The 18360-nt window shown below is 68.9% G+C and carries 16 protein-coding genes and 2 pseudogenes; 6 read left to right on the top strand and 12 right to left on the bottom strand.

The features are described from left to right. Positions 1-29: 29 nt before the first annotated feature. Together ACQPXS_RS08405 and ACQPXS_RS08410 are read right to left on the bottom strand one after the other, a co-directional pair. Entirely contained in the window at positions 30-2492 is a 2463-nt protein-coding gene (locus ACQPXS_RS08405) for a SpoIIE family protein phosphatase (RefSeq protein ID WP_433448453.1), read from the bottom strand. A gap of 298 nt (positions 2493-2790) precedes the next feature. Beyond that, a complete protein-coding gene (locus tag ACQPXS_RS08410; RefSeq protein WP_433448455.1) occupies positions 2791-3744 on the bottom strand; it encodes a diacylglycerol/lipid kinase family protein in 954 nt (317 codons plus the stop codon). A 535-nt stretch (positions 3745-4279) separates the two neighbouring features. On the opposite strand from ACQPXS_RS08410, the gene ACQPXS_RS08415 reads away from it, so the two are divergent. Next, positions 4280-5383, top strand: a complete 1104-nt coding sequence (locus tag ACQPXS_RS08415; protein ID WP_433448457.1) for an AI-2E family transporter — start codon at positions 4280-4282, stop codon at positions 5381-5383. A 360-nt stretch (positions 5384-5743) separates the two neighbouring features. On the opposite strand, the pseudogene ACQPXS_RS08420 reads toward ACQPXS_RS08415, so the two are convergent. From ACQPXS_RS08420 to ACQPXS_RS08440, 5 genes and pseudogenes are all read right to left on the bottom strand, one after another. Further along, a pseudogene (locus ACQPXS_RS08420) lies at positions 5744-6420 on the bottom strand (HdeD family acid-resistance protein). 149 nt (positions 6421-6569) lie between these two features. Next, the gene (locus ACQPXS_RS08425; protein WP_433448459.1) at positions 6570-7613 is read right to left on the bottom strand and encodes an NAD(P)-dependent alcohol dehydrogenase; all 1044 of its coding nucleotides are present in this window, start codon (positions 7611-7613) and stop codon (positions 6570-6572) included. A 24-nt stretch (positions 7614-7637) separates the two neighbouring features. After that, a complete protein-coding gene (locus ACQPXS_RS08430; RefSeq protein WP_433448461.1) occupies positions 7638-8912 on the bottom strand; it encodes a cytochrome P450 in 1275 nt (424 codons plus the stop codon). A 62-nt stretch (positions 8913-8974) separates the two neighbouring features. After that, positions 8975-10378: an NAD(P)/FAD-dependent oxidoreductase gene (locus ACQPXS_RS08435; RefSeq protein ID WP_433448463.1), complete on the bottom strand. Its 1404-nt coding sequence runs from the start codon at positions 10376-10378 to the stop codon at positions 8975-8977. Continuing rightward, positions 10375-10593: a ferredoxin gene (locus ACQPXS_RS08440; protein WP_433448465.1), complete on the bottom strand. Its 219-nt coding sequence runs from the start codon at positions 10591-10593 to the stop codon at positions 10375-10377. Before ACQPXS_RS08440 ends, ACQPXS_RS08435 begins: the two co-directional genes overlap by 4 nt. 690 nt (positions 10594-11283) lie before the next feature. Here ACQPXS_RS08440 and ACQPXS_RS08445 point away from each other — a divergent pair. The 4 genes from ACQPXS_RS08445 (at position 11284) to ACQPXS_RS08460 (ending at position 13708) form a co-directional block, all read left to right on the top strand. Next, a complete protein-coding gene (locus ACQPXS_RS08445; protein ID WP_433448467.1) occupies positions 11284-11688 on the top strand; it encodes a hypothetical protein in 405 nt (134 codons plus the stop codon). A gap of 244 nt (positions 11689-11932) precedes the next feature. Continuing rightward, a complete protein-coding gene (locus ACQPXS_RS08450; protein ID WP_433448469.1) occupies positions 11933-12355 on the top strand; it encodes an SsgA family sporulation/cell division regulator in 423 nt (140 codons plus the stop codon). A 40-nt stretch (positions 12356-12395) separates the two neighbouring features. Further along, the gene (locus ACQPXS_RS08455) at positions 12396-12725 is read left to right on the top strand and encodes an NIPSNAP family protein (protein ID WP_399184396.1); all 330 of its coding nucleotides are present in this window, start codon (positions 12396-12398) and stop codon (positions 12723-12725) included. Between the two features lie 593 nt (positions 12726-13318). Next, on the top strand, positions 13319-13708 hold the full coding sequence (locus tag ACQPXS_RS08460) for an SsgA family sporulation/cell division regulator (RefSeq protein WP_433448471.1): 390 nt from the start codon (positions 13319-13321) through the stop codon (positions 13706-13708). 557 nt (positions 13709-14265) lie between these two features. Here the strand turns inward: ACQPXS_RS08460 and ACQPXS_RS08465 are convergent. The 5 genes from ACQPXS_RS08465 to ACQPXS_RS08485 form a co-directional block, all read right to left on the bottom strand. Next, positions 14266-14556, bottom strand: a complete 291-nt coding sequence (locus tag ACQPXS_RS08465; protein WP_351811467.1) for a hypothetical protein — start codon at positions 14554-14556, stop codon at positions 14266-14268. Between the two features lie 47 nt (positions 14557-14603). Next, the gene (locus ACQPXS_RS08470) at positions 14604-14918 is read right to left on the bottom strand and encodes a hypothetical protein (protein WP_351811470.1); all 315 of its coding nucleotides are present in this window, start codon (positions 14916-14918) and stop codon (positions 14604-14606) included. 56 nt (positions 14919-14974) lie between these two features. Beyond that, complete coding sequence (locus ACQPXS_RS08475) at positions 14975-15754, bottom strand: D-Ala-D-Ala carboxypeptidase family metallohydrolase (RefSeq protein ID WP_433448474.1); 780 nt, start codon at positions 15752-15754, stop codon at positions 14975-14977. Positions 15755-15915: 161 nt separating this feature from the next. Further along, positions 15916-16044, bottom strand: coding sequence for a hypothetical protein (locus ACQPXS_RS08480; RefSeq protein WP_433448476.1), 129 nt, complete (start codon positions 16042-16044; stop codon positions 15916-15918). Between the two features lie 34 nt (positions 16045-16078). Further along, positions 16079-17146, bottom strand: coding sequence for a S1 family peptidase (locus tag ACQPXS_RS08485; protein ID WP_433448478.1), 1068 nt, complete (start codon positions 17144-17146; stop codon positions 16079-16081). Between the two features lie 396 nt (positions 17147-17542). Here ACQPXS_RS08485 and ACQPXS_RS08490 point away from each other — a divergent pair. Continuing rightward, a pseudogene (locus ACQPXS_RS08490) lies at positions 17543-18348 on the top strand (SpoIIE family protein phosphatase); the annotation flags it as partial. Between the last annotated feature and the right edge of the window lie 12 nt (positions 18349-18360).

Consider the following 18360-nt stretch of genomic DNA (forward strand, 5'->3'; position numbering starts at 1 on the left):
GATGGGGATCCTGTGGCGGCTTTCGGCGCTCAGCGGGCGCCTGTTGGGGACGGCAGGTCCTGTTCGGCCCAGACGACCTTGCCGTCTGTTAGCGAGCGGGCACCGCACCTGCGCGACAGCCGACCGACCAGGTGAAGGCCGCGGCCGTGCTCGTCGAGATTGCCGGGATGGCGCGGGCGTGGCCGACCGGTGTGGGTGTCGGAGACTTCGCAGGTAAGCACCCGGTGCTGGATGAGCCGTAGGCGGATCGGGCCGTCGCCGTGGCGGATCGCATTGGTGACCAGTTCACTGACGAGCGACTCCACGGCCGTCACCAGCGGCTCCAGGCCCCATTCACGGAGTTGACGGGCGGCCAGACGCCGGGCCATCGGGACGGTGACGAGTTCGTTCGGCAGATCCCAGGACGCGACCTGGGCAGGCGGCAGGGCGCGCGTCTGCGCAAGGAGCAGGGTGACGTCGTCGGCCGGTGCCTGCGCCGACAAGGTCTCCATCGCCCGCGAGCACAGATCCTCCAGGGCGGCACCGGGCTGTGCCAGGGCGGCGCCCAGACGCCGCAGGCCGACGTCGATGTCCTCGCCGCGGGACTCCACCAGGCCGTCGGAGTAGAGGGCGAGCACGCTTCCTTCGGGCAGTTCCAGTTCCACGGACTCGAAAGGCACCAGGCCGAGACCGAGGCCCAGCGGGGCTCCGGCCGGCAGGTCGGGGATGGTGACCCCGCCCTGTGCGTCGACGACCAGGGGCGGCGGATGCCCGGCCCGTGCCAGCGTGCACCGTCGGGAGACCGGGTCGTAGACGGCGTACAGACAGGTGGCACCGACGACCGCTGGAACCCGGTCGGTGTCGTCGGCGTCCTCGTCGTTCAGTCGCCGGACCGTGTCGTCGAGGTGCGCCAGCAGTTCGTCCGGGGGCAGGTCGAGGTCCGCGAGCGTGCGCACGGCGGTGCGCAACCTGCCCATGGTCGCCGCGGCGTTGATGCCGTGTCCCACCACATCGCCGACGACCAGGGCCACCCGTGCACCGGACAGCTCGACCACATCGAACCAGTCGCCCCCCACACCGTGGTCCATGTCGGCGGGCACATAGCGCGAGGCGACCTCGACGGCAGCACCGCCCTGCACCCGCTGAGGGAGCAGGTCGCGTTGCAGCGTGAGGGCGGCGGTGCGCTCGCGCGCGTACTGGAGCGCGTTGTCCAGGCAGAGTGCGGCCCGGGTGACCAGTTCCTCGGCGAGGAGCAGGTCGTCCTCCTGGAACGGCGTCTGTTCCGTGGAACGGCCGAACAGCGCCAGTCCCAGCACGCAGCGCCGGGCGCGGATGGGTACGACCATCAAGGAGTGGACGTCGCTGTCGCGTACCTTCTGCGCACGCGTCGGATCGTGGTCGACCCAGGGGCCGGCATGGGTGTCCAGCACCGGTTCCAGGTGAGACCTGCCCGTGCGCAGGACGGCGGCGAACGACGAGGTCGGGGGGACGTGGATCACCTCTTCACGCACCGCTGGCAACTCCAGGACACCCTGGTCGACGGAGGCCACCCCGGCACGGCGCAACACGGGGCGGCGTCCGCTCGTCGTGCCGATCCGTGCGGAGGGTTCGAGTCCGAACGGAACCGACTCCAGCAGGTCGACGACGACGTGGTCGGCCAGCAGGGGCACGCTGAGCTCTGCCAGTTCCTGGGCGGTCTGCATCACGTCGAGGGTGCTGCCGATGTGCGTGCTGGCCTCGCTCAGGATGGCAAGGCGCTCGCGCGCCCGCTTGTTTCCGGTGACGTCCACGGTCATGGAGCACACGCCCAGTGGCGTGCCATCCGCGCCCTGGAGACAGAAGAAGGAGGCGGAGAACGCGTGCTCACGGGGCCGGTCCGCAGGCGGCCACGCACGGTACTCGTGCACCGTCGTCGTGCCGCTCTCCAGCACCTGCCGCATCACCACCTCGAGCGCTTCGGCCTCGACGGCGGGCAGTGAGTCCTTCAGACCGCGCCCGAAGCGTCGGTGGCGAGGCACGCCGTCGTGCCGCTCCATGGCGTCGTTCACCCAGACACAGCGCAGCTGCGCGTCATAAACGACGATGCCGATCGGGGCTCGGGCAAGGAGCGACTCCCGCACCGGTCCCCCGGTCGCCCCCGAGGACAGAGCTCCTATGTCCGTCACGGACACCAGCCACCGGCTGCCGGCGTCCTGCCCCCGCAGCAGCGAGACCCGCAGCGTCATCCTGAGCGTGTGGCCGTCGCGGTGGCGTATCGCGACAGTGCCGGACCAGCCGCCCCGCGCACGGCACTGCTCGGAGAACGCCGCAGCCCTTCGGGCGTCCTCGGGAGGCGGCAGCACGTGTGCGGCGGACCGGCCCACCACCTCCCCGGCCGCATAGCCGACGAGCTGCTGGGCGGCGTGCGTCCACCCCACGACGATGCCCTCGGCATCGATCATCGCTATCGCGGCGTCGGGCACCTCAGGAATGCTCACCGGCTCGGCGAGGAGGGTGTGGTCAGTGTTGGTCATTCGCGGTCCAATCCCATCGGTGCGGAAGTAGGAGCGTCGGCCTGTGGCCCGGCGACCCTGTGTGCAGCGGTGGTGAACGGCGATGTCCCGGTGAGCGGCACACGGTGCGATATCTGTCATATCAGAGCAATTCGCCCCTTCCTGATGAAATCATCAGATGTAATGGCTCGGGCGTCAAGTCCCTCATAGGTGATCGAAAATTCAGATTCTGGGGCTCCAAGTCACGGCTTTACAGGTGAACGGACGGGTAGCGGGTTCCGCGGAGCATGCACAGCGGGTGGGAGCGGCTCCCCGAGGTTCAGACCACCCGCCGGATGGCGGCCCACCCTGGCGATCGCCCGGCAGGCTGGGCGCCGGGACGATGCCGGGGAACCCATACCCGGAGTGCTCGAGGGCTGATGCGGCACCGCACGGGAGTCGGCAGGCTGACGGCTTCGCCGTCCAGCCCGGCGGGGAGGACCGGGGCGTCGGCGTACACGACGACGTCGTCGGGCGTGGCGAGGCGGGTGAGGCCGTGCGGTTGTCCGCTGCGCAGCCTCGCGGCCGTCTCTGCGGGCGTCTCTGCCCTGGCGGTCAGTACTCCCAGCAGGCCGGAATCCAGGTGCGCACGCCTGCCGAGCCTGGTCGGGTCATCCGCTTGGTAAGGGTTGTTGCTCACCAGCACGGCATCCGGCCCGTCCACGGTGAGCGGCCCAGTGCGGACCACCAACTCCGGGCCCTCGTGGCGGGCCAGGAATTCCGGAAGGATGCGCACGGCCGTGCCAAGCTTGTCGTCCCGATAGGCCGGGTCCTGCACCAGGGCGGCATAAGCACCGAACGAGACGTTGTTCACGAACACCCGCTCGCCTGCGTACCCAAGATCCACGCGCAGCTCGACGCCGTCCGTGAGCGCCTCCAGCGCGGCCGAGGGGTCCTCACGGTCCAGACCGAGATCCATGGCGAAGTGGTTGCGGGTACCCGCCGGAATGACCACGAAGGGCAGGCCGCTCTCCGCGGCCACCTCGGCGACAAGCGCCTGTGTACCGTCTCCGCCCGCCACGCCCAGCAGATCCGCACCGTCGTCCACCGCACGTCGGGCGACCGTCGCCAGGTCCCGGAGCAGGGAATGATCGATCAGGAACACCTGGGCTCCGAGCGTGCGGGCGCGTTCCGCGATCCGGAACCGGCTCTCCTTCCCTCCCCCCGAACGCGGATTCACGATCAGCCAGGGCCGCCGCGCGCCGGTCGTCGGCCGCGCCGCGTTCTCGCTCACGGCGCGTACCCGAAAGCCACATGCATCAGCCGCGCGCACCTCACTGGCGACAACAGGACTGCCGCGATCACGCCCGCAGCTGACGGCTCCGTCCCCCACCGGGCCGACGGTCCGGCGATTGCGCCTGCGGCCACCGCCACGATGACACTTCCTTCGACAGTTGCGGCCTACGGCATCAGCTTGCAGCTCGGCCTGGGGATCCGCACCTGGGATACGGGCGGTGCCCCGAACGCCTTCACTACCGCCGAGCCGACGCCGTCTCCCCGGTTGAGAGTCCGACCGGGGCCCTTCTCCAGCGCCAGCCGCACCGAGGCGAGTACGCCCAGGACGTGACGGACGCGGCAGCCTCGGGGGCGATCCGTTGCGGACGGCCGAAGCATCCATTGGTTGTCTCTGACTCCGTCCCTGGTGGCCGGTGGCGACTCACCGCAGCCCGTGTCGGAAGGGGTCAAGCACGACAGTGCCGGGAAGTATCGCCCACCGGGCGAAGAGGTCTCCTCGTTTTCCCGTGACCGGGGCTGGGCACCCGATGCCCATGGCGACGCGTCCGGTTCCGGTGCGAACCATCCTCGCCACCATCGGCCTGGTGCTCGCCACCTACGTCGTACTCGAGCTGGTGGTCCAGGCTCGCCGGGTCCTGATCTGGGCGGTCATCGCGTTGTTCCTGGCCGTCTCACTTCATCCGGCGGTCGAAGCCCTGCAGCGACGGGCGCCGCGGTGCCGACGGTCGGTGGCCACCTTGCTGGTCTTCCTGGCTGCGGCCGCGGCCGTCGGCGCGGTGATCGCCCTGTTCGTCATCCCCCTGGCCCAGGAGGGAAGCCGGTTCGCCGGTCGCCTACCCGCGATGATCAGGGACGCCCAGGCCGGCCGCGGGCCAGTCGGCAACCTGCTGGAACGGACGCACGCTCTGCAGTATGTCCGGCACCATCAGGCGCAGATCCACGCGTTCGCCACCGGACTGAGCACGCCCGCCTTGAAGTTCCTCCGCGGTGCAGCGAGCACCGCGGCAGGCGCTCTCACCATTTTCGTGCTGGCCTATCTGATGGTGCTGGAGGGCCCCAAGGCCATAGACCGGTCCCTGGCCCTCGTGGACGAGGCGCCCGCGGCCCGCATACGCCGCGTCGGAGCCGCGTGCGCCCGTACCGTCAACGGCTATCTGACCGGGAACTTGCTGATCAGCGTCATCTGCGGGCTTCTGACCTACGTCGTGCTGCTGGTTTCCGGAGTGCCGTTCGCCGGCCTGCTGGCTCTCTTCGTCGCAGTGACCGACCTCATTCCCCTGGTGGGAGCCACCATAGGAGCTGTCGTCGCCTCCGCAGTGGCGTTCGTCCACTCCCTGCCGGCCGGCATCGGGGCCATCATCTTCTTCATCGTCTATCAGCAGGCCGAAAACCACCTCCTGCAACCGGTCATCCTGTCTCGGACGGTGAAACTCAACCCCCTCACCGTGCTGCTGGCCACCCTGATCGCCGCCGAAGTCGCCGGGATCCTCGGTGCCCTGCTGGCGATTCCCGTCACCGGCATCATCCAGGTCGTCCTCGGTGACATCTGGGCTCACCGCGGCGGTCGCCCACTGGGGCTGCCGACACGGGCAGACAACGGCCCCGAGAACGCCGACCGGTGCGACGTCCCCAGATGACGGCCCCGTGGAATCCGGCCGCCACAAGCGCAGCGAGGAGTTCGCCCGGGTCGACGGCGGCGCCTTTCCTCGTCAGGCGAAAGATCTTTGACAGGCCGGTCGGGGTTGCAGGGCACCGCTTGAACGGACGGACCTGGCAGACAGCGAGGACCCGGGGTGAGAGCGGGTTGGTGATCGCCCTCGCCCGGTCAGTGTTCGAGCGGGACGTGGACGTCGGACTGACCGAATACCTCGGCTGCCGCCTGCGTCGCCATCACAGCCGCGCCGAGATGCGCGTGAAGGACCGCTCGCCGGCCGACGGCCAGCGGAGGTGGCGGGATGTCGCCGCTCGCCGGCGTCCGGTCGATCCGGCTCCGCCGGTCAGTGCTGGGGGTGCGGACGTGCGTGGAACATGGGGCGCCGCTGGGGGGCCGTGCCGGCAGCCAGATGACCGATCTCGACACGTGTCCTGATGGCGCGGACCACTTCGGTCAGACCGACGACGATGGCCATGACGCCCACGACCAGCGTGAGTGTCGCGATGGAGGCGAACGGCATGACGATCATCACGATGCCGGCCATGGTGCCGATGATGCCGAAGGCCACGTGCCAGCCGCGCGCCGGCATGGTCTGATCGGAGGCCGCCGCGACCGTCTCCAAGGTGCCCCGAAGCAGCCAGCTGAAGCCGATCCACAGGGCTAGCAGGAAGACCGACTCGAGGGGGCCCCGGAAGCAGACCAGTCCCAACAGGACGGAGGCCGCGCCGGTGATGAAGTGCAGTACGCGAAGATGCCGGGGGACGTGGGTGCCGAAGGCGGCGGCGAGTTGGAAGGCACCGGTGGCCAGCAGGTAGACGCCGAAGAGCACGCCGACGACGCGGAGCGTCTCGCCCGGCCAGACCAGGGCGATGACGCCCAGGGCGATGGTGGCGAGCCCATGGTGAGCAGGATCTGCCAGCCCATGTTCGCCAGAGCGGTGTTGCCTTCGACCGCAGGACCTTCTTGTGGTTCGGTGCCACGTGGCGGAACGGAACCGGAGGAATCGGAAGGAGATGTCATGGCACCTACCTCCTTCTGTGAGCAGCGTGGTCACGTCACTACATGTCCATCGTCACCCGATCAGTCTCTTGTCGCTCGGCGGGGGCCGGACCGTCCGATGCCGGCGGCCAGGCACAGTCGTCGTGTCTCGTTCGGGTGAACGACGGCATTCACGCGTGGGGAGTGATGACGGCACGTCCTTGGATCCTGCCGTCGTGCAGGAGCCGGTAAGCCTCGTTCGCGCGTTGCAGGGGGAAGTGCTCGACCAGCACCTTGATCTTTTCCTGCTGGGCGAGCGTGATCACATCCATCAGTTCGGTGAGGGAGCCCCAGTAGGGCGAGGCGACCGAGCACTCATGCGGCGGGCTGGAGAAGTCAACGGGCAGGGCTCCTCCGCCGAGGCCGACAATGGTCAGGTGCCCGAGCACCCTGGCCACCCGGGCAGCCATCCGCAGCGTCGGGTCCATGCCGACCATGTCCAGCACGAGCTGAGCGCCCTGCTGCTCCGTCATATCCCTGATGCGCACGATCGCCTCGTCACCAGAGAGCAGAGCCTCGTCGGCCCCGATGCGCCTGGCCGTTTCGAGCTTGCCGGCGTCGGTGTCCACGGCGACGACGGTGGTCGCCGCGCTCAGCGCGCGCAGAATCTGGATGGTCATCTGGCCCAGACCGCCGACCCCGATCACGATCGCGGTCGAGCCCGGTCCCAGCAGGTGCAGCGACCGCTTCACAGCGTGATAGCTGGTCAGTCCGGCGTCGCTGAGGGGGGCGGCCTGGCGGGGATCGAGGGTGCCGAGCGGAATCAGGTAGCGCGCCGCCGGGACCAGCAGGTACTCGGCCATGCCGCCGTCGTGTCCACCGCGCAGGCCCGGTCCCTCACCCGCGCGCTTCTGGCAGTAGTTCTCCTGGCCTTGACGGCAGCTTGGGCAGATGCCACAACCCCAGGAGCCGTAGACGATCACAGGGTCCCCGGGCTGGAACCCGGAGACGCCCGGTCCGAGCCGCTCCACCCATCCCGCGTTCTCATGACCGAGCGTGAAGGGCGGATTCGTGAAGCCGGGTAGCGGTGCAGGTGCCTGCATGATGTGCAGATCGGAGTGACAGGCACCGGCACCTGCGACCTTCACCAGGACCTGGCCCGCGCCGGGCTCGGGCACCGGCACCTCGCGCAGTTCGGGCGGCTGCCGCCATCCGACGAGTTGAAAAGCCCGCATAGCGATCCTTCACGCAGACACTGGCTAGTCGCGGATGCCGTCGATGTCGACCAGGACGTGGCGCGGGCCGCGGAAGATCTGGTTGTGCCGGTACGGCGGCGGGTCCTCGACGAGCCGGGGATTCTGCACCCGGCGGACGAACTCACCGACCGCGACCTGGACCTCGAGCCGCGCGAGCGGGGCGCCGAAGCAGAAGTGGATGCCCTGGCTGAACCCGAGGTGTTCGTTGTCGCGGCGTTCGAGGTCGAGCCGGTCGGGGTCGGTGAACCGTTCCGGGTCGCGGTTCGCCGACCCGTACGCCAGGAAGATCGGAGCCCCCTTGGGGATGGTGGTGCCGGCGATGTCGATGTCTTCCAGGGCGGAGCGGGTGTGCCAGAACTGCACGGACGACTCGAAGCGCAGCAGTTCCTCCACCGCGGGCACGATCAGCTCCGGACGGCGGCGCAGCTCCTCCAGCGCTTCGGGGTGCCTCAGCAGCGTGAGCACGCTGTGGGCGATCAGGTTGACCGTGGTTTCGTGTCCCGCGAAGATCAGGAGCAGGGCGTTGCTGGCGAGCACGCCCTTGGACATCCGTCCCTCCGTGCCGTCCTCGTTCACCATGGCCGAAAGCATGCCTGGGCCGGGCTGGTCGGCGTACCGGTCGAGCAGGTCGGCTGCGAACTGCCCGAAGTCCTGCACGGCCCGCCGTCCGCCGGCCAGCCGGCTCCGGATCTCTTCGGACGCGGCCTCGGGGCCGAAGTCCAGGGCGTCCAGGGCGGTCTCGATCCAGTGGTGGAAGCGTGGCTCGTCCTCCAGCGGCACGCCCAGGACCTTGCAGATCACCGTCACCGGCAGGGGGTAGGCGAAGTCGTCGACGGCGTCGATCCGGTTCTTGCCCTTCATGCCGTCCAGGAGCCCGGCCACGATGCGATGGATCTCGGGCTCCAGGTCGGAGATCAGGTGAGGGGAACGGGGAGGCCCGACGAAATGCGGCATCATCGTCCGGCGGTCCCTATCGTGCTCGGGGGGATCCTGGGTGATGATGTTCGGCTCCAAGGAGATGACCGCCTCCGTGATCGGCTCGGCCTCCGCCTCCGCCGCTCCCTCGGCCGGAGTGGCGGCGGGAACGGGGCACTTGCGTGGATCCGAGCTGACCCGGGGGTCGTGGAGCAGCGTGACGATCTCCCGGTAGGTGCTGACGACATAGGTTCCGTCCGGCTGCCGCGCCACCGGTGTCTTGCGCAGTTCCTCGTAGAAGGGGTACGGGTTGGCGCGGTTGGCGTAGCGCAGCGCCTGCTGCCAGGGGGTTTCCTCGGCCACGAGGCTCCCCTCCTTCTTCCTGTCGGTGCTGTCCGCTTGCACGCTCGGCCCGGCGGGCCGGGTCAGTGGCGCCGGGGCCGGAACTCGGCCGTCCGCTCGCTCGGGGCATGGCCGGTCAGGACGACGTCGGGGATCGCAGTCGGGACCCTGGGGTCCGGGAACTCGGCCGGCATCGGCTTCATGTCGGGCGGCTGGTCCCAGCCCGGCGGCGGAGGCGGGAATGGACCTGATTGCTCGATCAGCTTCCCGTAGTACTCGAGCCACTTGCCGTGATCGAAGGTGACGGCCGCGACGATGCGGCCTCGGTGGCCGTAGGCGGCGGCGAAGCGGCGCTCCTCGACGGACCCCTGGGTGAAGACGATCTCGTCACCGAAAGGCGGCACCCCGACGGACTTGATGTTCACGCCGAACTGACCGGACCAGAAGCCGGGCAGCAGCAGATGCGGACGATAGTGCGGTTCGAGGTTCACCATGTTGTGCGCCGCGACCTCGGCGCCGAAAACGGCGTTGTCCCAGTGCTCCATCGCCAGGAACTGGTACTCGTACAGCACATGCGGCGCACGCGCCACGTCGCCTGCCACGTAGATGCTGTCGGTGACCACACCGTTGATGTCGAAGGCCCGGCCACCGGCGTCGCACCCCACGCCCCAGAAACCGGCCGCCAGCCCCGAGCCCTCCAGCCACTCCACGTTCCGGATCGACCCCAGCGAGGCCACCACCACATCGGCGTCGACAGTGGTTCCGTCGGACAGGTGCGCCCGCCGCACATGCCCTTCGGAGTCGCCCTCCAGCGACGACACGCCCAGCCCGCAGCGCAGGTCCACGCTGTGATCGCGCTGCATCCGCGCGGCGATCTCCCCGATCACCCCGCCCAGCGCGCCGACCAGCGGCGCCGAACCCCGCTCGACGACGGTCACCGGGATGTCGAGTTCCCGGCAGACAGAAGCCACTTCGGACCCGATGAACCCGGCGCCGATGACCAGGACCCGCGACGGCGGCTCGGCCAGCGCCTTCTGCAGCTGAGCGGCATCGTCACGCGAGCGAATCGTATGGACCCCCTGCAGGGCGGCCTCCTCCGGGTTCGGCCACTGCCGCGCGCGGGTGCCCGTAGCGATCAGCAACCGGTCGTACGGCACCTGCTCGCCGTCGGCCAGGCGCACCTGCTTGGTGACCCGGTCCAGCCCGACGGCGGCCACCCCGAGCCTCCAGTCCGCATCCACTTCTCGCATGCGGGGCAGCTTGGTGTGGTCGGCCGGCACCCAGCCCTTGAGCACCTGCTTGGACAGCGGCGGACGGTCGTAGGGCTCGTACGGCTCGTCCCCGATGATGGTCAGGGAACCGGTGAAGCCTTCCTCGCGCAGCGTCTCCGCGGCCCGCAGCCCGGCCAGGGAAGCGCCCACGATGACGATCCGGCCGCTGGCCCGGAACTCGCGCACCAGCTCTGCGACCGTTGCCCGCAGAGTCATGCCGTCTCGCCCCGCTTCGCGCCGTCCAAGCGGTCGATCACGATCGCCTGCACCGGGCACGCCGCAGCCGCTCGCTCGACCTGCAGGCGCCGCTCGTCGTCGGGGTTCGGCTCATAGGTGAGCGCCTCCTGGCCGTTCAACCTGAAGACCTCGTGCGCCAGATACACGCATTGCGCGTATCCCTGGCACCGATTCAGGTCCACGACGATCCGCATGGGCAGACTCCTTCCGCTCCGCCTCCGCCCCAGGCGACCATTGACCCGGTCATGCAGCCTCGATCATGAGACCCAGGGCCGGTTTCTCAAGCCTTCCGTCAGGCGACGGGGCCGGATGCCCCACCCGCCGCCCCGGCCAGGCCACCGAATGAGCAGGTTCGGTCCAGTTCGCTGCGCCGCTTCCTTCACCGTGACGCTTGTCGGCTGTGAGCGTGAGCGTGGGCGTAACCAGAAAGAGGCGCTGCATCGACGGTGTCGGCATCAGGGTGCGCCCCGGTCGTCACGCCCTAAAAAAATACTCATCCCGCCTTCCGGCGAGCGCAAACCCGCCTCTGCGGCGAACTGGATGCATCCGTGACCTCGAGCCCTCACTCCCCGGGCTGAGGCGATCTCCGGGCCGGTGAAGCCACCGATCACCAGGACACACCGCCGCGGCCAAGGCGAGGAAGGCCGGCGTGCCGAGGGGCCGGCAATGGGCAGCTCGCCCTGAAGAGCGACATCTGTTGGCGCTGGTGCCAGCCGGTCAACGGTTACCTTCGTCACTTCGACATTTCCATACGACGTATGGTAACAATGAAAGCGCGCTTCCATACGACGTATGGAACTGCTCGCTCGGACCACACCGGGCGTCGTACATCGCCTGGCAGAACCGCCGTTGGCGTAGATCACCCCCCTCGGGAAGGAAAGATCATGAACAAGCTCGCGAAGCGCATCGCCCTCACTGTCTCCTCCGTCGCGGTCGCCGGTGCCGCCGTTCTCGGTGCCGGTGGCACTGCTTCGGCCGCGCCGCTTGCGTCCGCGCACGCCCAGCACCCGACCGCCGGGGCCGTGACCGCTGACTACAGCTGGGACCACGGTGTCGGCTACCTGCTCGAGCGGGGCTACTCCTGCGACGAGACCCGCGGCTGGCACCAGGACCGCCACGAGACCCGGCACGACTGCGACGGTCTCTACTACCGCGACGGTCACTTCTACCGCTGGGAGGGCGAGGGACACGGCCGGCCGTCCGACAGGTCCTACCGCCACGACGGCAACCGCTGCGAGCACGACGGCCGGGGCAGGCACCACCACGACCTGAGCCGCGACGACCTGTGAGACGGGTATCGGCCATGTGCGCAAGCAGTTCCCCTCAGCCCTGTCCCTGCCGGCGGCGGGGACCCGTCCGGCGGTCGGGGGGCGGCGTCCCCGACCGCCGGCCGAGCGAGTGCAGCGCCACTCCTCATGCGGTGCGCCGGTGCCGTCCGGCGCCCGCGCCCCGCTGTACCGCCTCTGCCCGCGCTGCCTCTTCGCCACAGGCCGGTGTGAGGCACCGCCGAGCCATACCCAGGAGCGGAAGCCGATGAAGAAGTCCTTGAGAGCCGTGGAACGGCGGGTGACCGTGCGACTGGTCGTCTCGCACGTCTACTCGTTGCCCCTCTGCGTACGTCTGCGCTACGAGCCCGCTGATCCCTATGTCGTCCGTGCCGCCTTCTTCGCCGACTGCGACGAGCCGGTCGAATGGATCCTGGGGCGGGATCTTCTGGCTGACGGTCTGGAGGATTCCGCAGGCCACGCGGACGTCCGGATCTGGTCGGCCGCAGGGCGGGGTGACGAGTCGATCTACATCGCCCTCGGGTCTGCCGCAGGCACCGCCTTGCTCGAGGTCCCCGTGCAGGACATCTCGTCCTTCCTTCAGGACACCCAGGCTCTGGTGCCACGGGGCACCGAGTCCGGACTCATCGACTGGCATGCCGAACGGGCACACCTCCTCCCCCAAGGCTGACCGCCGACCATCCATGCTCACAAGTAAAGGAACCAGTCTCATGTCCCAGTACCAGCTTCGCGTCTACACCCTGCGCAGCTCCGACGCGCTCGCCGCCTACGAGAAGATCTGGGCCCAGCACATTCCCGGTATGGCCAAGCACCGGATCACCACCCACGGCGTCTGGACGGTGCCCGCGGCGCCCGGAAGCGACACTCCCCGGCTGTACGCCCTCGTTTCCTACAAGGACGCCGACGACGTGCGGGAGCGGCTGGAGGCATACCTGTCGAGTCCTGAATTCCGCGCGGACATGGAGGGCTTCGACATCAGCCAGATCGTCGGCCTCGACGAGACCCTCCTGACTCCCACCGTGGACTCACCCTTGCGCTGACGGTCGGCCTGCGACGAGTGACGCGGCCAGAAGGGCCGGTATCCGGCGGCCCTGCAATGGTGGTTCCGGTGTCTTCGATGGCGACCCACCAGTGGTGGCCCTTGCCGGCATCGACACCGACCCATAAGCAGGTCACCTGTCTGGTCATGTCCGTCTCCTCGGGCTCGGACAGCGTGCCGTTCCGGTCCAAGGACGGCTCTGCCCTGCGTGACCGGGCTCCGGCAACCACGGCCGGCGTCGAGGTGGGGACCGTGACGAGTCGGTTCACTACAACCACGACCGGTACAGCGTCGATCGCTGAAACCAAGGGCACCCTTTGTCCGGCAACCACCGTTGGCCATATCTCCGTGATGGCCCCGGCCGAAAGTAGTGGCCTCGCCTGCTCCCGTCGGCCAGGCGCCCTTGCGACGGCACGAAGAACTGCTCCTGCGGGTGTCCTCGTGCCGACCGCCACCGGTCCTCGCAGTAACCGCTTCTCTGTGCAGCCCCTTTGAATCCGACGACAGCCCTTCCGATGGCCCTCCCCGGATGACTCGAAACACCAGGAGTAAGACCCGATGAAGTCATTGAGAACTGTGATCCAGGGGCTACCTGTGAAGCTTGTCGGCGTGCATGCGACGTCCTTGCCCATGATCATGAATCTGCGGTACGAGCCGAGTGATCCGTATGTGGTCCATGCCGCATTCACCACCGATGTCGACAGCGACGAGCCGGTGGAATGGATCATAGGGCGCGATCTGCTGATCGACGGCCTGGAGGGCCCCGCCGGCGAGGGAGACGTTCGCATATGGCCCACCGGCGAGGAGGGCTGCCGCGACTTGTACATCCTTCTCAACCCGCCGTCCGGTACGGCCCTGCTCAAGGCACCAGCGCACGAGTTCAAGGCGTTCCTGCAGGAAACGGAGGCAGTGGTGCCCCGGGGGGCCGAGCTCGACCACAGCGACTTCGACCGCTTGCTGGCGCACTTCCTCGCCAAAGGGTGAGTCCTGGCATGGTGCGACCTGAGGCAGGCGCACGGACGTCTCGATCCTCGCCTGCTGCCCAGCACTCGACCACACCGCCGAATACGTCCGCGCCTTTGCTGAGTTGATGAACAACCGGCCCTGTAGCGCAGGCTCAGCCCGGCAACCACGGCGTCGAGGTTCGGCCGGGCCGACTTCGACCTGCTCCGCAAGCGGGTCCTCCTGGCGGCGCGAGGCCGTTCATGATCGCGGTTGTGGTGACCCTCCGGGGCCCTGGCACGGAAAGTGATCCGAGAACCCCTCTGAAGGGCCGGGCCGGGTCACGCTCAACCGAGGGGAGTACTTCAAGACCAACCGGTGCCAGGAGTGGAAGAGGGTCGGCTGACCGGCCACTGGTATCGCCTTCGACCCCGAGCGCCAGGAGGCCGTCCAGTCCCGGCCAGGACGACCGGGGGCGTGGGTGCGGGGCCCCGCGCCCCCGGTCGGTGCTTCCCTGGACACGTTCGGGAAACCCCGACCGTTCCCGTGACGGCGCCGCGCACAGCAGCGCGGCCGTCAGCGGCGCTGCGGCGAAGACGTCAGCAGAACCAGCCGTCCTGGACCCAGCCGTGGCGGTTGATGTCGCCGTAGGCGAAGCCGTACGCCCAGCCGCTCTGCTTGCTCTCCACCAGGAAGGTCTGGCCCTTGTAGAGCGTGCCCATCCAGGCTCCGCCCGGGTCGGTGCGGACGTACAGGTCACTGGCGCACACGGTCTCCCGGACACCCACGGTGCCGTTCGAGTACGCGATGGCGGGCCCGGCGCCGATCAATACCGCGGCGCTCACCGCGGCGACGACGGCGGCCGCACGGCCGGCACGGAGTGCGGACATCGGCTTTCCTTTCCCTGTCGTTGCGGGGGACACGGGGCTGTCACGGCTCACCAGGAGTCGTAGCCGCCGATGCACTCGATGCGCACGTAGCCCCAGTCGTTGGGGCCGTAGTCGAAGGTGGCGGCCCAGCCGTTGTAGACAGGGTGCACGCCCTGGGTGTGGCCGACCTTGTTGCCGTAGGTGAGGGTGCGCAGATAGCCGGTGGGGCCCGAGGCGCTGTCGTAGTTGGCGTAGAAGCTGGCGGTCTGGCACACGATGACCGCGTGCTGCGGCGGGACGTCGGCCCTGGCAGCGGACTGCTGCAGGGCGACCGCGGTGACCACGGTGGCCGCCATGGTGAGGGCCTTGGCACGGAACTTCAAGATTCGTCAACTCCTCTGAAGAGCGGGGCGGGTCGACGCGTGCGGGCGGAGGGAGGTCACACGACGCCGCTCTCCCACCACCAGGAACCGGAGCCGTAGGAGGGGTACTGGACGCGGCTGTCCACGTGCTGCCAGGAGTGGGTGTAGGCCTCGAGCCCGGAGAATCCGCAGGTCTCAGCGATCCTGTACACTTGGAGGGTGGTGTGTCCGGAGACGACGATGTCCGCGGCGACGCCGTAGACGTGCATGCTGTTGGACGCGCCGCCCACCGAGGCGTTGTAGGAGACGCTGCGGAAACCGGAGTTGACCGTGATCGCGCTGTTGCCGGCCTTCTTGCGTACGGCCTCGAGCTTGTACATCAGCCGACGCACGTTCTCCTTGACCTCGGCGGCGCCCACCTGCCCGCCGCTGAAGCCGGACCCGTCATGGGAGTAGAACTCGCTCCAGTCGAAGTGCGCGGTGGAACCGTCGCTGCTTTCGAGACTGTTGAGCACGCTCTGGGTCTGCGGGCCGACGACGCCGTCCGCCGTGAGACCGTACGCGGACTGGAACCGCCTGACCGCGTTGTAGGTGGCCGCACCGAAGGCACCGTCCCAGGCGACGTAGGTCTGCTGCGCGCTGGATGCGGCCCAGCCGCCGACGCGGATCTGCAATTCCTTCACATCGGAGCCGCTGTCGCCCTGCTGAAGAGTGCGGGTCCATCCGTAGGCCGAGGCGCGGGAGGCCGACCCGAGGCTTAGGGTCGCCGCCGTACCGAGCGCGGCCGTCAGGCCCAGCGCGCCGCGGAGCATGGTACGCCGGTCCAGGCCTCGGCCGGAGTCTGCTGCAGTGTTCATGAGCCCTCTCTTCGGTGTGCCCGTCAGGACCGGTAGGCGTTGCGGGTGTAGGTGAGGCTGAGCGGAGCGGTGTCGGCGAAGAACTGCGAGATCAGGTACGCGGGGTCAGGCGCGATCGAGCCGTCCTGCAGATCGCTGCCGTCGCCCCCGTCGTCCCAGGCTCAGGGCGTGTGCGCGGCGTTGTCCTCACCGTTGCCGCCCGCGAACGTCCCCCAGGAGGCGTAGGGCGGGTTGGCGGAACGGCGCACCCACAGGCCGCGTGTGACCGCCGCCTTCCGGGCGGCGGTCACGTGCGTCGTCAACGCTCGGGCGAGGGAGGAGGACCTAGTACACGCTGACGCCGTACGCGCTCAGCGCCTCGGTCACCGGCTGGAAGAAGGTCGTACCGCCGGAGGTGCAGTCGCCGCTGCCTCCGGAAGTCAGACCGATCGCCTTGGTGCCGTCGAACAGCGAACCGCCGGAGTCGCCGGGCTCGGCGCAGACGTTGGTCTGGATGAGGCCGTAGACGACGTCGCCGCCGCCGTAGTTGACCGTGGCGTTGAGGGCTTGGACAGTCCCGCCGTGCACGCCGGTGGTGGAACCGCTGCGCTTGACCGACTCGCCGACGTAGGCGTTGGCGGCGGACGTGATGTCCTGGCTGGTGCCGTTGTAGAGGTTGACGGTGCCGGGGTGGCTGACGCCGGTGTTGTCGTAGCGGACGATGCCGTAGTCGTTGGTGGGGAAGCTGGAGTCGATGGTCGGGCCGACGTAGGTGCTCAGGCCGGAGTTGGTGTACCAGTTCGGGTAACCGTCGGTGCAGTGACCGGCGGTCAGGAAGTAGTAGGCACCGCTGCTGCTCCGGACGTTGAAACCGACGGAGCAGCGCCAGCCGGCGTCGGCGTAGATGGCGGTGCCGCCGTTGAGCAGCTTCCTGAAGGTGCCGTTGACTCGTTTGACGGTGACCGCGTCGCCGTAGGAGGCGGTGGCGGACTTGAGCTCGGCGAGGTCGGCGCGCGAGACGTTGCTGTCGGCGCTCACCACGAGTTTGTTGCTCCTGGGGTCGACGGCCCAGGCGGTGCCGGGGATGTCGGCAGCCTTGGTGGCGGCGCCGGCCTTGGCCAGCTGCGCTGAGCTGTGGGTGACGAGCCTCGGCACGGCACCGGCCTCGCGGACGGCCTCCGCGGCCTTCCGCGTGGTGACGTTGACCACCACGGACTTGGTCTCGGCGTCGTAGTACGAGCCGGCCGTCGAGGTGGTGCCGAGGGTCTTGGTGAGCTTGGCCGCGGCCTCGGGCGAGGCCTTGGCCGAGGGGGCGGCCTGGGCGGTGGGCGTGGTGAGCGACACCGCGAGGAGCCCGGACGCCAAGGCGATCAGCCCACAGCGTCTGGCGGTGCGGAGGGTCTTGACCTTCACTCGTTCCTCCTGGGTGGGGTCAGGGGAGACCCGTCAGGGCGGCACACGAGCCATCGCGGGCTGCGTGTCCCTGACAAGTTTCGGACGGGAGTATTCCGTGCCCCGCGGTCGGCAGACAAGAAGCCGGAGGCAGAATTTACGCGCGTAACACGTTGGTACGTACCTGCCGGTCGAAGCGGCAAATCAACTGCTACCACTAGTAATTGAGGCACAGTCAGGAAACCGTCGGAGAGCTGCGCCGCGTACACGGCGAGTCCGAGGAACTGGCTCTCGGTGGCCTGTGGCGGCGACGACCGGGGTCAGGGGCGGGCCACGGTACCGTGTGCTCGTTTTCGGTCGTTGGCGTCGACTGTCGAATGCGCAGCCGGCCCCCGCAGGCCATCGCGGCGCTCTGACGGCGCCACCTGCCTGTACGCCGTCTACGCCCCCCCCTCTCCCGCCAGTGCGTCCTCGCCTGCGCGGGGCATGTGCTGCCCGCCGTGGTGGGCCTTGACGGAACCGCCGACCTCCTCGAACTGCCACCCGGACCACCGCTGGGCCTGGGTGGCCTTCCGTTCGAAGCGGCGGAGTTCGACCTCCCCGAAGGCAGCGCCCTTGCCCTCTACACCGATGGCCTGATCGAAGGCCGCGACCACGACGTCGAAGCGGGTATCGCCCTGCTCCGCCAAGCCCTCGCACAGCCCGCTTCCTCCCTGTAAGCAACCTGCGACACCGTGCTCGAAGCCCTGCTGCCGGCTGACCGACCACACGACGATGTCGCGCTGCCGCTGCTCCTCGCACGCACCCACGTCCTGGGCGCTCGCCAAGTCGCCGGCTGGCACTTGGACGGTGACCCCGTCTGCGTGTCCCGGGCCCGGTCGAACGTCGCTCAACAGCTGAGCACCTGGGGCCTGGAGGAGGTCGAGTTCTCCACCGGGCTCATCGTCAGCGAACTGGTCACCAACGCCATCCGCTACGGTCGTCCTCCCATACGGCTGCGCCTGATCCATGACCGTGCCCTCGTGTGCGAGGTCTCCGACACGAGTAGCACGACCCCTCACCTGCGCCGGGCCCGCACCTACGACGTGGGGGGACGCGGCCTGCTCCTGGTCGCTCAGTTCGCCGAGCACTGGGGAACGCGGCACGCCCGACACGGCAAGACAGTCTGGGCCGAGCTGAGCGAGAAGGAGTCCGCTGGATTCCCGGCATGGGATTCCCTGTAGGCGCGACGACGG

Source organism: Streptomyces sp. CA-142005 (assembly GCF_050942335.1).
Classification (GTDB): domain Bacteria; phylum Actinomycetota; class Actinomycetes; order Streptomycetales; family Streptomycetaceae; genus Streptomyces.